Origin of the sequence: Faecalibacterium faecis (assembly GCF_040096475.1) — a bacterium.
GTDB lineage: Bacteria > Bacillota > Clostridia > Oscillospirales > Ruminococcaceae > Faecalibacterium > Faecalibacterium taiwanense.
The window spans coordinates 120,898-133,498 of the sequence record NZ_JBBMEP010000002.1 but is presented as its reverse complement, the minus strand read 5'-3'; the positions used below and the strand labels follow the sequence as shown (position 1 = coordinate 133,498).

Annotated in this window: 10 protein-coding genes; 2 read left to right on the top strand and 8 right to left on the bottom strand. The window is 58.2% G+C overall.

The annotated features are described in order from the left end of the window. The 8 genes from mnmG to rpmH all read right to left on the bottom strand — a co-directional run bounded on the left by mnmG (window position 1) and on the right by rpmH (window position 9,420). Window positions 1-1,872 carry a tRNA uridine-5-carboxymethylaminomethyl(34) synthesis enzyme MnmG gene (gene mnmG / locus WMO17_RS01760; RefSeq protein WP_349137351.1) on the bottom strand — a complete coding sequence of 624 codons (1,872 nt, stop codon included), beginning with the start codon at window positions 1,870-1,872 and terminating at the stop codon, window positions 1-3. Between the two features lie 435 nt (window positions 1,873-2,307). Then, window positions 2,308-3,678 carry a tRNA uridine-5-carboxymethylaminomethyl(34) synthesis GTPase MnmE gene (mnmE, locus tag WMO17_RS01755; protein ID WP_097774094.1) on the bottom strand — a complete coding sequence of 457 codons (1,371 nt, stop codon included), beginning with the start codon at window positions 3,676-3,678 and terminating at the stop codon, window positions 2,308-2,310. A 220-nt stretch (window positions 3,679-3,898) separates the two neighbouring features. Then, window positions 3,899-5,710, bottom strand: a complete 1,812-nt coding sequence (locus WMO17_RS01750) for a 5'-nucleotidase C-terminal domain-containing protein (RefSeq protein WP_349137350.1) — start codon at window positions 5,708-5,710, stop codon at window positions 3,899-3,901. A 302-nt stretch (window positions 5,711-6,012) separates the two neighbouring features. Beyond that, window positions 6,013-7,176 (bottom strand): RNA-binding cell elongation regulator Jag/EloR, encoded by a 1,164-nt coding sequence (jag, locus tag WMO17_RS01745; protein WP_349137349.1) that lies wholly within the window; start codon window positions 7,174-7,176, stop codon window positions 6,013-6,015. Between the two features lie 17 nt (window positions 7,177-7,193). Further along, window positions 7,194-8,255, bottom strand: a complete 1,062-nt coding sequence (locus tag WMO17_RS01740) for a YidC/Oxa1 family membrane protein insertase (protein ID WP_349137348.1) — start codon at window positions 8,253-8,255, stop codon at window positions 7,194-7,196. A 94-nt stretch (window positions 8,256-8,349) separates the two neighbouring features. Further along, window positions 8,350-8,664, bottom strand: a complete 315-nt coding sequence (yidD, locus tag WMO17_RS01735) for a membrane protein insertion efficiency factor YidD (protein ID WP_349137347.1) — start codon at window positions 8,662-8,664, stop codon at window positions 8,350-8,352. Beyond that, on the bottom strand, window positions 8,661-9,071 hold the full coding sequence (gene rnpA, locus WMO17_RS01730; RefSeq protein ID WP_097774098.1) for a ribonuclease P protein component: 411 nt from the start codon (window positions 9,069-9,071) through the stop codon (window positions 8,661-8,663). Before rnpA ends, yidD begins: the two co-directional genes overlap by 4 nt. Window positions 9,072-9,285: 214 nt before the next feature. Next, window positions 9,286-9,420: a 50S ribosomal protein L34 gene (gene rpmH / locus WMO17_RS01725; RefSeq protein WP_005924258.1), complete on the bottom strand. Its 135-nt coding sequence runs from the start codon at window positions 9,418-9,420 to the stop codon at window positions 9,286-9,288. Between the two features lie 356 nt (window positions 9,421-9,776). Here rpmH and dnaA point away from each other — a divergent pair, with 356 nt between their 5' ends. Next, window positions 9,777-11,099 carry a chromosomal replication initiator protein DnaA gene (gene dnaA / locus WMO17_RS01720; RefSeq protein WP_005937115.1) on the top strand — a complete coding sequence of 441 codons (1,323 nt, stop codon included), beginning with the start codon at window positions 9,777-9,779 and terminating at the stop codon, window positions 11,097-11,099. Between the two features lie 394 nt (window positions 11,100-11,493). Next, window positions 11,494-12,600, top strand: coding sequence for a DNA polymerase III subunit beta (gene dnaN, locus WMO17_RS01715; protein WP_349137346.1), 1,107 nt, complete (start codon window positions 11,494-11,496; stop codon window positions 12,598-12,600). Window position 12,601: the final 1 nt, after the last annotated feature.

Genomic DNA, 12,601 nt, shown 5'->3' with positions numbered 1-12,601 from the left:
TTATTTTCCTCTCGCTGCCAGCGCAATGCTCAGCTGCGCCACATCGGAGGGCGATACGCCCGGGATGCGCCCCGCCTGACCGAGGTTCTTCGGCCGGATGCGGGCCAGCTTTTCGCGGGCTTCCAGTGTCAGGCCGGTCAGGTCGGAATATTCAAAATCATCTGGGATCAGGGTCTTTTCGTGCCGGGCCACGTCCCGGATCATCCGGTCCTGCCGGGCAATGTAGCCCGCATACTTGATCTCGGTCTCCAGCCGTTCGGCCAGCATGGGGGTGATCTCCTCGCCCCAGCCGATGACACCGGCCAGCAGCGGATAGCTGATCTCCGGGCGGCGCAGCAGCTCTTCCGCAATGCCGCCTTCGGCAGCAGGGGCAAGACCTGCCGCTTCCATGGCGGTGCGCAGGTCGGCGGTGCGCAGATGCGTCTCGTGCAGGCGGCGGCGCTCCGCTTCCAGAATGCTCTGGGTGTGCTGGTACTTGGCCCAGCGGTCATCCTGCACAAGGCCGTATTCCCTGCCGATGGGGGTCAGCCGCTGGTCGGCGTTGTCCTGACGCAGGGTCAGGCGGTACTCGCTGCGGCTGGTCATCATGCGGTAGGGGTCCATGACCCCTTTGGTGACCAGATCGTCCACCAGCGTTCCCAGATAGCTGGTGTGGCGCGGCAGAATGAGCTGCTCTTTGCCCAGCGCATTGCGGGCGGCGTTCAGTCCGGCCAGCAGGCCCTGGGCGGCGGCTTCCTCGTAGCCGGAGGTGCCGTTGAACTGACCCGCGCCGTACAGGCCCCGCACCACCTTGCTTTCCAGCGTGGCTTCCAGACTGGTGGGGTCCACGCAGTCGTACTCGATGGCGTAGGCCGGGCGCATGATCTCGATGTTCTCAAACCCTTTGATGCTGCGGTAAAAGGCGTTCTGCACATCCTCCGGCAGGCTGCTGGAGGCTCCCTGCAGATACATCTCTTCGGTGTTCTCGCCGCAGGGTTCCACAAAAATGGGGTGGCGGTCCTTGCCCGCAAAGCGCACCACCTTGTCCTCGATGGAGGGGCAGTAGCGCGGGCCAACGCCCTCGATCATGCCGCCATAGAGCGGGCTGCGCTGGATGTTGTCCAGAATGATCCTGTGGGTCTCGGGGTTGGTGTAGGCGATCCAGCACTCCACCTTGTTGTGCATGGGTGCATCGGTCATAAAGCTGAAGGGCTGCAGCTCATTGTCCGGGTCGCCGGGCTGGCATTCCAGCTTGGAAAAATCGATGCTGCGGCGGTGCACTCGGGCAGGGGTGCCGGTCTTGAACCGGCGCAGCGGCAGCCCGGCAGCCTTCAGGCTGTCGGTCAGGGCGTTAGCGGCGTGCATCCCGTCCGGGCCGGAGGCGTACCACGCATCGCCCACAAAAATTTTGCCGCCAAGGTTCGTGCCGGTGGCAATGACCACGCATTTGGCGCTGTATTCCCCGTTCAGCTGGGTCACAACGCCCTTCACACGGCCGTTCTCGGTCTCGATGCTCACAACCTCAGCCTGATGGATGGCAAGGCCAGGCGTGAGTTCCAATGCATGCTTCATATATTCATGGTAGCGCTTGCGGTCGGTCTGCACACGCAGGGCGTGCACCGCCGGGCCTTTGCCCTTGTTGAGCATCCGGCTCTGCAGATAGGTGGCATCTGCAGCAAGGCCCATCACGCCGCCAAGCGCATCCAATTCACGTACCAGCGTGCCTTTTGCCGTTCCGCCAATGCTGGGGTTGCAGGGCATGTTGCCAATGGCATCCAGACTCATGGTAAACACGGCCGTTCTCGCGCCCAGCGTTGCGGCGGCGTGAGCTGCCTCGATACCAGCGTGGCCGGCACCGATGACGATAACGTCATAATCTCCTAAGTGGTTCATATACTTTCGGGTTTCCTCTATTGGTAAGATAATGATTTAAAATTGTCTCCGCTTCGCTCTGACAATATCAGCGGAAATATTATTTATATTTTGTAAATTGGAAAAATCTGCGGATTTTTCCAATTTACTTTTTCACAAAAAGGGGTCATAACGGGAAACGGCAACTGCCGCGCTGGTTTCCTGCGGAAACGATCGCGTCACGGGCAAGCATCCTAGCCCTCTCCGTCATGGCTTACGCCATGCCACCTCTCCCAAAGGGAGAGGCCTTGGCAAAGAGATGAAGTTTGCGTGGACTGCCAAAGGCTCTCCCTTTGAGGAAAGACTTCCCCCGCGCCGGGGGAAGATGTCGCGCAGCGACAAAAGGGGGAATCTGGCGCGTTAGCGCCTGAGAGGGCTAGGATGCTTGCCTGTGAGCAAACTCCCCCCTTCGCAGGATCACTTTCCCACGCAGAAACGTTCAAACACCTGTTCGATCACAGCTTCCGAGGCGTTCTCACCGGTCAGGTCGCACAGGGCGGCCAGTGCGTCGTCCACACAGACGGAAACGGCATCCAGCCCAAAGCCGCCTGCGGCAGCATCCAGTGCACCGGCCACAGCGTCCCGCGCACGCAGTGCGGCGGAAAGCTGACGCTGGCCGGACAGACTGGCGGCATGGGGGTCGATCTGGCTGGTACCCAGCAGGCGAGCCACCGCAGCGGAGATCACCTTGCGGCTCTCCTCCTCCTGACAGCACACCGGCAGCACCATGGCAAAGCAGGGTGCAATCAACTCTGCGTCAAATTGCGTCGGTTTATCCTCTTTGTTGATAAGTGCAATGGCTGGACGGCCTGTGCAACGCTGTGCAAGCTCCAGATCTTCCCTTGTGGGCGGCTCAGAGCCATCGAACACAGCCAGGATCAGGCCTGCCTCCTCCAGTTTTTTCCAGCTGCGGCGGATGCCCTCGGCTTCAATGGCATCTTCGGTCTCGCGCAGACCGGCGGTATCGAACAGATTCAGCTGGATATCCCCCAGCTGTACCGCCTGCTCCACCACGTCACGGGTGGTGCCAGCCACCGGCGTGACGATGGCCCTGTCGAACCCGGCCAGCAGGTTGAGCAGTGTGGATTTGCCCGCATTTGGTCTGCCCACAATGGCGCAGTCCACACCTTCGCGCAGGACGGTATCCGCCTGATAATTATGGATCAACTCGTCCAGCTCTGCCTTTACCCCACTCAGTACGCGGTGCAGATGGTCACCGTCCAGCTCCGGCACATCCTCTTCGGGAAAATCCACCCATGCGGCAAGGTGAGCCTGAATGGCGGTAAGCGCTTCCTTCTGGGCACTGATCTTCTTTGCCAACGCACCGCCCAGCGCGGCATTGGCCAGCGCGGCACCCTGACGGCCATCCGCCGAGATCAGATCCATGACGGCTTCGGCCTGCGTCAGACCCAGCTTGCCGTTCAGGAACGCGCGGCGGGTGTACTCGCCGGGCGCGGCAGGCTGAGCACCGGCAGCAAGACAGGCTTCCACCAGACGGCGGGCCACGGCGCTGCCGCCATGGCAGGAAAGCTCCACCACGTCCTCGCCGGTATAGCTGTGGGGCGCGCGGAAAAACAGGGCCACCCCCTCATCAAAGGCTTCGTCCCCTTCCCGGAATGTGCCGTACATGGCGGTGTAGCCTTTGGCATCCTCCACCTTTTTTGCGGCGTTGGCCGGGCGGAACACCCGGGCTGCTATGGGATAGCTCTCCGCACCGGAGAGCCGCACGACGGCAATGCCGCCTGCGCCCGGTGCTGTTGCAATGGCTGCAATGGTCGTTTCCTGCATGGTTTTTTCTGGCTTCCTTTCCGCGCCCGGTCTGGCCGCTTGCTCCCATCTGCCCACAGCAGCGAGACCAATACAGTTTCATTGTACCACGAAATGCTACGGAATGGTACTGTTTTTTCAACCAATTCCCGGGAAACGGTTGAAAATCCGCCTGTTTCTCACACAAAAAAGGGGCTTTCCGTCCCAACACGGAAAGCCCCTTTTTACAGGAAACTGTTTTTTAGAACTTGGCGATATCCGCCGTGGTGATGGCCTTGCCAGGCAGCGTGCGTGCATCAGCATTCTCATTCAGGGCCAGCTTGCCCTCGCGCAGCAGCTGCACAGCCTTCTGGTGATCGGCAGCCTTCCAGTTGTTGCCCACGATCTTCCAGTTGTTGTTCACGTGCGGCTCAATGGTGCCGCCCTTCACGGTGCGGATGTACTCGCCCAGCAGCTCGCGGATGCCGCCCACGTCACCGCGCACATCGATCTCCAACAGCTTGGGCAGCTCTTCGCCCGGCAGGAAGATGTCTGCAGCCGTCAGCAGCTGGGTGGTGGCGCGGTAGTTGTTCACTGCCACCACAAAGGTGTCGGTATCCTTCACGGCCTTGCCGTTCGGCCACTTGAGGTTCTTGATGCGGTGGCCCGGCTCCTTGGAGACGTCCAGCTCGTAGTTGACACCCTCAAAAGCATCATACAGGTAGTAGCGCACCGAGGGGTCAAAGGCGATGGTCACTTCATCCGGCTTCCATGTCTTGAAGAAGGCAGCAGACCACTCCATGAAGCGGCGCAGCTGCTCGCCGGTCATCTGCAGCTTGTACAGGGTGTTCTGGTAGGTGTAGATGCTGGCCATATCGCACTTGCGGATGGTGCCCGCGCGCATCTGGGAGGTCATGGAGGTCAGGGCGGTAGCAGAGACCTGCGCACCGGTGTAGTACATCTGCACTTCGTTGATGAAGTCCAGCAGCGCGGTATCCTGCACCATGGCCTGCGGCAGGCAGTCGATCTCGTTTTCGGGGGCCAGATCGCCGCCCTTCAGCTCGCCAATGGGGGTAACAGCGTCTTCCTTGGCGCGGGTGTCGTAGGAGGCCAGCAAAGCGGTCAGCTCCGGATCGGGCTCGTACTCCTTGATCTGCAGGTTTTCAGAGGTGCGGTTCACGACCTTCCACTTACCGTCCAGCTGGCGCTCCAGATAGACGTGGATCTCGGACAGGGTGGCACCGGCGTTCTTGTTCTCCACCACCAGCACGTTGTTGATCATCATGTTGGGGATGCTCCTGTGGCCGTGGCCGCCCACGATTACATCAAACTCCGGGCAGGCATTGGCCAGATCGGTAACGCCGGAGCCGTACACACCGTACTCGTTCTCGGTATCCATGTGCATGACGCCGATCAGAACATCCACCTGATCCTTGATCTTATCGATGATCTTGCGGCTCTCGTCCACAGGGTTGGTGACCTTCCAGCCCTCCAGATTCTTGGCATCCCAGCGGATGATGTTGGGGGTGACCATGCCAATGACACCGATCTTGACAGTGCCCTTTTTGATGATGGTGTAGCCGTCGGCCAGCGGGGTGCCGTCCGGTGCATAAACGTTGCCGGTGAGCACCTTGGCCTTCTGCTGTCCCATGACCTTTTTCAGCACATCCATGCCGTAGTTGTACTCATGGTTGCCGGTGGTCCAGATATCATAGCCGATGGCATTCATGGCAGCGATCATGGGATGCAGGTCATCGTTCAGGAACAGCTCTGCGGAGTTGGCCTGAATGGTATCGCCTGCATCCACCACCAGCGTGTTCCGGGTGCGGCACTGCTTGATGGCGGTCGCCTGCTGGGCCACACTGCCGGAAGCATCTGCCTTGTTGGCAGCGTAGTCCCATGGGTCGAATTTGCCGTGGGTATCGCTGGTGGCAAGGATCTGCAGATCCATGCTCCACAGGGACTTGATGTCACAGGCGGCTGCAGAGGGTGCCATGCAGCTGGCGGCTGCGATGGTTGCGGATGCCCCTGCACCACGCAGGAAGCTGCGGCGGGAGATCTTGTTCTGAGCCATAGTTGATTACCTCTCTTTTCATCATTCTGTCTGTTCTTCACGAACAGAACGCTCTTGACTACAGTATAAAGCCTTGACCAATTGTTTTACAATTGCCATTTAAGAGAAAGATTTCGGCAAAAAACAGGTAAATCCTCCAAATTTTGAGAAGAATGACTTTTTTATGCTCAGTATACCGCAACAGCTGCCCGACCCGAAACCACCTTGGCGTCAGTTTTGGGTAAAATCCTTTTTTGCGTGAAAAAGGTCTCCGGAAAATCCGCAGATTTTCCGGAGACCCTGATTTCAAAAGTAGTTCCGTATTACAGCTCGATTTTGCCAAAGCTGAAATTGGCAAAATCATCCACCCGCTCGGTGCGCTTGGGTGCTACCGGTGCTGCATTCTCGGCATCACGGGGTGCATAGGTACGCTCCGGCACGCCGGAAGGCCGCGGGCCGCGGGGTGCACCATTGCGGCTGCCACGGTAACCGCCGCGGTTTCCATTGTGGTCGCCATGCTCAGAACGGTTCCCGCCGCGATAACCGCCATTGCGGCTGCCGCCGGGACGACGGCCATTGCCGCGTCCGCCACGGGGACGGCGCTCGCCATAGGTGTTCTCGGTCTGTGCATCGGGTGCGGTGGAGTAGATGACCACACGGCGGTCACGGCCTTCGCCCTTGCTCTCGCTGCGCACGCCCTCCATCTTGCTGATGGCAGAGTGGATGATACGGCGCTCGTAGGGGTTCATGGGTTCCATGGCAAAGCTGCGGCCGGTCTTGCGCACCTTGGCACCAATGCGCTGTGCCAGTGCGGTCAGGTCGCTCTCGCGCTTATCGCGGTAGCCGGCCACATCCAGACCCAGCTTGATGTAATCGCCCTCCAGACGGTTTGCCACAAGGCTTGCCAGATAGGAAAGGCTCTCCATGGTCTCGCCGCGGCGGCCGATGAGGGCACCCAGCTTTTCACCGTCCAGACGGATGATGGTAGCTTCGCCCTTCTGCACAGCGCTGAAGGTGACATTCTCCACGCCCATCAGGGCAATGACCTCACGCAGGTAGTCCACAGCAGCCTTGATCTTAGCGTTCTCTTCGATCACGATGGGGACTTCCGGCTCCTCTTCCTCGGCAGCGGGCTGCTCTGCAGCAGCTTCTGCAGCGGGGGCAGCAGGCTCTTCGGCCTTTGCTTCCGGCTGTGCTGCCGCAGCAGCAGGCTCCTCTGCCACGGGAGCGGCCTTGACAGCCTCCTGCACGGGAGTCTTTTTCTCAACAACAGGCTCAGCGGGTGCTGCAGCCGGAGCATCCGGCTCCTCCACGCTCACGCACACCTTAGCGGGGGTGAGCTTCAGGCCCAGAAAACCAGTCTTCTGGGGCATTTCCAGCACTTCGCAGCTGACATTCAGATCATCGGCCTGCACGCCCAGCAGAGCGCAGGCTTTTGCGCGGGCTTCATCGACCGTTTTGCCGGTCGCTTCCTGCTTACGGATCATAACCGTTCATCCTCCTCTTATTCTTTATCCTGCTTGTTCAGCTCGCTCAGCGGCACGGTACGCTCGTCCTTGTAGCGCTCCTCGTCCAGCTGGCGGGCATACTCCAGACGGCGCTTGTTCATCTCGCTGGCAGAAATGTTCTTTTCCGTGGTCTTGCCGGTCTTGGGATCGGTGACCTTGACGGTAGTGTTCTTCACACCGCGTTTTTCCTGCTTTTTCTTTTCTGCGATCTGCGCTTCGATCTCCTTGCGCATCTTATCGGGGTCGTACACCTTGCGCATGACCTGAGTCTGCACGGTCATCACGATGTTGGAAATGACGTAGTACAGAGAGAATGCCAGAGGATAGGTGAAGCAGAAGAACAGGTACATCAGCGGCATCATATACATGGTCAGCTTCATGCTGCCCTGCATCTGCTGGCCGCTGGCCTTCATGCTGATATGGGTGGACAGGAGCATGGTGATGACCGACAGCAGCGGCAGCACGATGTCCAGAGAAAGGCCCAGCTTGGGGATGCGGGTCAGGTCGATGCCGAGGAAGTTCATGTGCTGGCTGAACTCGGTAATGGTAGCGATCTGCTCGGCGCTGAAGCAGCCCAGCACACCGCCGTTGCCAGCAACCACCTGTGCGATGATGTTGGTATCGCGGGTGATGGCGGTAAAGGCGACGCCGGAGGCGGTCAGGGCCTCACCGGCGGCGGTCAGAGCCGCAGCACTGATGTGGAAGATGCGCTCCAGCGGATTGTACACGACACCGATAACGCCGAACATGACAAGGAAGTTCAACAGCATGGGCACGCAGCCTGCGGTGGGGCTATAGCCGTAGTCCTGCTGCAGCTTGAGCATTTCTTCCTGCTGCTTTTCGGGCTTGTCCTTGTACTTGGTCTGGATCTCCATCATCATGGGCTGGAAGGCCGACATTTTAGCCATGCTCTTCTGCTGGCTCAGCTGCAGAGGGATCTTGACGATGTTGATGAGCAGCGTGAAGATGATGATGTCCCAGCCGTAGCTCGGGAGCAGCTTGTAGATCCACTCCATGACATAGCCGAGAGGACCGCTCAGGATGTAAAAGAAGTTCATACCTTTGTCCATTCTGCCCCGTCTGTGGCACGGGACTTGTTATTTTTATCGTAGGACACGCTGCCCACAGTGCACCGCGTCACAAGAAGCATATTTACTTTTCCACCTTTTGCTTGTGCCGTGTGGAAAACAGCTTTGCGGGCTGCAGCCGGCGGGCAGGGTTCTGCCAGCGGCCCGGCTCCGGCACCGGGTCAAAGCCCCATTTGCCGAAGGGATTGCACCGGGCGATGCGCCATGCCCCCAGCAGGATGCCCTTTACGCACCCATGGGTCATGATGGCCTGCATGGTGTAGTTGCTGCAGCTGGGCGTAAAACGGCAGCTGCGGCCGATCCATGGGCTGAGAGTGTACTGGTAGGCCCGGATGGGCACGCACAGCGCGCGGCGGCAGACGTACTGCAGGCGGTTCATGCGTCCGGCTTTTCCGCCTGTGCCCTGCGTGCCGGGGGCACGGTGGCAGGGGGCGGCGCATCCGGCCGTTTGGCCTTATCCGGCAGACCGGCCTGTGCAAACAGCTTTGCCACAATGCTGCTCAGCTGCCAGCTCTTCAGCCGCGGGGTCATACCGCGGGCTACAAAGATCAGATCGTAGCCGCCGATGTTGTAGTCCAGATGCTCGTCGATGGCCGCCTTCATCACGCGGCGGGCGCGGTTGCGCTGCACGGCGTGGCCGATCTTTTTGGTGGCGGTCAGACCCACGCGGGTCTTTTTGCTGCGGGTCTTGAGCACATACATCACAAGACCAGGGTTCACATAGGATTTGCCGCGGGCATACACTCTGCCAAACTCGCTGTTGCGGCGGATGGGACGATAGCGCATGATTCCGCGCCTCCTTTCTGTGGCTGAGAACACGCCCCGAAGGGTGCATTCTTCAGCCAGTATATCAAAAATTTTTCGACTTTGAAAGCCCATGCGGGCATTTTTACGAAAATTCTTTCAATTTTCAAAAAAAAAATAAGACCGCTAATCCAATATCAGCGGTCTTTTGTGCGCATATTCATTTCTGCGCCGGATCCCGTCATAAAAGGCCGGATCAGACAGTCAGGCTCTTGCGGCCCTTTGCACGGCGAGCATTGATGACCTTACGGCCGTTCTTGGTGCTCATGCGGGTCAGAAAGCCATGAACTTCCTTGCGCTGACGCTTCTTGGGCTGAAAAGTTCTCTTCATGGTTGTATCCTCCGTAAAAACTTATCCCCGGTATGGGGTCTGATGTGGTCCCAGATTGGGGACAGGCTTGCAATTCAACAGTATATCGCATAGTATGGCGTTCTGTCAAGCATTTTTTTCGCTTTCCTTCAAACTTTTTTGTGAAAAGATTTTCAACTTTTTCACCATTCTGCCGTGGAAAACTCTTTTGCCACAAGATATTGTGGCCCTGTTTTGCCCATGCCACAACGGCCGTGCAGGGGCTTTTCTTATGTATTATAAATTACATTATAGAAATATGGACGCACAGCGTTTTTTGTGGTATACTAACCTAGTATCAGCAGCATTGTTGAAAACTTTAACGGAGTGGATGTTTTATGGATTCTTTTAAGGACGTTTTAGAGGCCGCCCAGGCGTACTGCAAAACGCAGATGGCCGAGCCGACCTATAATCTCTATATCGATGGACTGGAGCCGATCAGCTTTGAGGATTCCAGCCACATCACCCTTTCGGTGCGCAACGACTTCATCTGCAAGATCGTGACGGACCGCTACCTTGGCCTGCTCAAGGAAGCCTTCAAGACCGTGCTGGGCTTCGACGTGGACATCACGCTGGTGGTGCCCAGCACGCCGCCGCACGAGGTGGTGCTGGCCCAGCAGTACGAGGCGAACCCCGCCTCCCCGCAGGGCAACTACGAGTTCACATTTGAAAACTTCATCAAAGGCCCTTCCAACCAGTTTGCGTTTGCTGCTGCACAGGCGGTTGCGGCCAATCCCTCCGGCGCATACAACCCGCTGTTCATCTACGGCGGCTCCGGCCTTGGCAAGACCCATCTGCTCACGGCCATCCAGACCGAGATCAAGCGCACCCACCCCGATTTCGTCATCATGTACGTTACCTGCGAGCAGTTCACCAATGAGCTGATCGCCGCCATCCGCGCCGGCAGCACCGAGGACTTCCGCATGAAGTACCGCGTGGCAGACCTGCTGCTGGTGGACGATATCCAGTTCATCGCCGGCAAGGAGTCCACGCAGGAGGAGTTCTTCCACACCTTCAACTCCCTGCACGATGCCCACAAGCAGATCGTCATTGCCTCCGACCGCCCGGCCAAGGAGATCAAAAGTCTGGAAGAGCGTCTGCGCACCCGCTTTGAGTGGGGCCTGACCGCCGATGTGCAGCCGCCGGATTTTGAGACCCGCGTGGCCATCGTCAAGCGCAAGGCAGAGCTTTTGCATCTGGACCTGCCCGAGGATGTGGCCGAGTTCATTGCCAACCACCTGAAGAACAACATCCGCCAGCTGGAAGGCGCTGTAAAAAAACTGAACGCCTACTACATGCTGGAGGGCATCCAGCCGGTCATCAGTGTGGCCCAGAATGCCATCAAGGACATCCTCAACGAGACCCAGCCGGTGCCCGTGACCATCGAGAAGATCATCGGCGAGGTGTCCCGCACCTTCAACGTCTCCCCTGCCGACATCCGCGGCACCAAGCGCAACGCCAACGTTGCCTCTGCCCGCCGTGTGGCCATCTACATCCTGCGCGAGGTCACCGGCATGAGCATGGAAGAGATCGGCCGTGAATTCTCCGGCCGTGACCACTCCACCATCGTCTACTCCCTCAAGACCATGGAGCGTGACATGAAGAACGACCAGCACCTGCGCGAGACCGTGAGCGACATCATCAAGAACGTGAAGGCCTGACCGCAGAAATTGTGCAAAAGTCGTACTCATTTATGGGTGAAACCCCAAAATATGGGGAGAAAACGGAACAAAACGGGGAAAAAGAACCTATATCTTGTGGTAAAAACGCAAACCTTTCCACACTTTCCACAGAGTTTTCAACATTCAACCTCCGTTCTCCACATGGTCTGTGGAAAGAAAGACCTCTTCCAACCTTTCCACGATCCATTCACAACACATTCACAACCCCGTGGAAACCAAAACCCCCGCATTCCGACAAGGCTTTTTGGGGTTTTCCACAAGTTCCCCACCCCCTACTACGGTTACTACAACAAGTTCAATAAGATAGACCGGTTCTGAAACTGTTTTCAAACACAAAGCAACATCAGAAACGAAAAAAAGGAGAGAATTCAGTTTGAACATCGTATGTGATAAAGTTCTGCTGAGCGCAGCCATCGATGGTGTGTCCAAAGCCGTCACCATGCGTTCTGCCATCCCTGTGCTGGAAGGTATCCTGCTGAAAGCCGAAGGCTTCCAGCTCAACCTCACCGGCTACGATCTGGAAATGGGCATCGTGACCACCATCGAAGCCAATGTCAAGGAAGCCGGCGAGGTAGTGCTGAATGCAAAGCTGCTCAGCAGCATGATCAGCCGGATGCCCGCCGGTCAGGTGGCCATTACCTCTGCCGAGAACGGCAAGACCACCATCCAGAGCGGCGTAGTCCAGTTCGAGATCCAGTCTATGCCGGCCAACGATTTCCCGGAGCTGCCCAATACCGGAGCGGAAGAGACCCTGACCATCAAGACCGGCGTGCTGAAAGATATGATCGATCGTACGTTATATGCTGTCAGTCAGGACGAGAAAAAGCCCGCCCACACCGGTGAGCTGTTCGAGATCCTGCCCGACAAGCTGACTGTAGTGGCACTGGACGGCTACCGTCTGGCCATCGTGGAACGCCCGGTGACAGCGGTAAAGGATATCCGCATCATCGTGCCCAGCAAGACCATGACCGAGGTCGCCCACCTGCTGCCCAACGACGACGAAGAGCCGGTGCACATCAGCGCCAACCGCCGCTATGTGGTCTTTATGGCCGGCGGCTACACCATCATGAGCCGCCTGATCGAGGGCGAGTTCCTCAACTACCGCAACGTGATCCCCGCCGACAGCCGCACCCGCGTAACCATCGACACCAAGGAATTCATCGAGACCATCGAGCGTGCTTCGCTGATTATTACAGAGCGTTTAAAAAATCCTCTCCGCATCTCCTTTACAGAGGGTAAAGTCGTGGTGCGCTGCCAGACCAACCTTGGCCGCGTGGTGGACGAGTTCAACGCCGACTGCGAGGGCGACGAAGTGGAGATCGGCTTCAACAACCGTTATCTGCTGGATGCGCTGCGCAACGCCCGCACCGAGAAGGTCCGCATGGAGATCAGCGGCCCTCTGAGCCCGGTCAAGGTGCTGCCTGCCGAGGGCAACGACTTTTTGTATCTGGTGCTGCCGGTGCGCTTCAAGAACGATTAAG

Bases quoted from the DNA above. Each gene is read 5' to 3' on its own strand.
- yidD (WP_349137347.1), bottom strand. From the start codon at position 8,664: ATGAACCGCCTGCAGTACGTCTGCCGCCGCGCGCTGTGCGTGCCCATC.
- mnmE (WP_097774094.1), bottom strand. From the start codon at position 3,678: ATGCAGGAAACGACCATTGCAGCCATTGCAACAGCACCGGGCGCAGGC.
- jag (WP_349137349.1), bottom strand. From the start codon at position 7,176: ATGATCCGTAAGCAGGAAGCGACCGGCAAAACGGTCGATGAAGCCCGC.
- dnaA (WP_005937115.1), top strand. From the start codon at position 9,777: ATGGATTCTTTTAAGGACGTTTTAGAGGCCGCCCAGGCGTACTGCAAA.
- WMO17_RS01750 (WP_349137350.1), bottom strand. From the start codon at position 5,710: ATGGCTCAGAACAAGATCTCCCGCCGCAGCTTCCTGCGTGGTGCAGGG.
- mnmG (WP_349137351.1), bottom strand. From the start codon at position 1,872: ATGAACCACTTAGGAGATTATGACGTTATCGTCATCGGTGCCGGCCAC.
- rpmH (WP_005924258.1), bottom strand. From the start codon at position 9,420: ATGAAGAGAACTTTTCAGCCCAAGAAGCGTCAGCGCAAGGAAGTTCAT.
- rnpA (WP_097774098.1), bottom strand. From the start codon at position 9,071: ATGCGCTATCGTCCCATCCGCCGCAACAGCGAGTTTGGCAGAGTGTAT.
- WMO17_RS01740 (WP_349137348.1), bottom strand. From the start codon at position 8,255: ATGAACTTCTTTTACATCCTGAGCGGTCCTCTCGGCTATGTCATGGAG.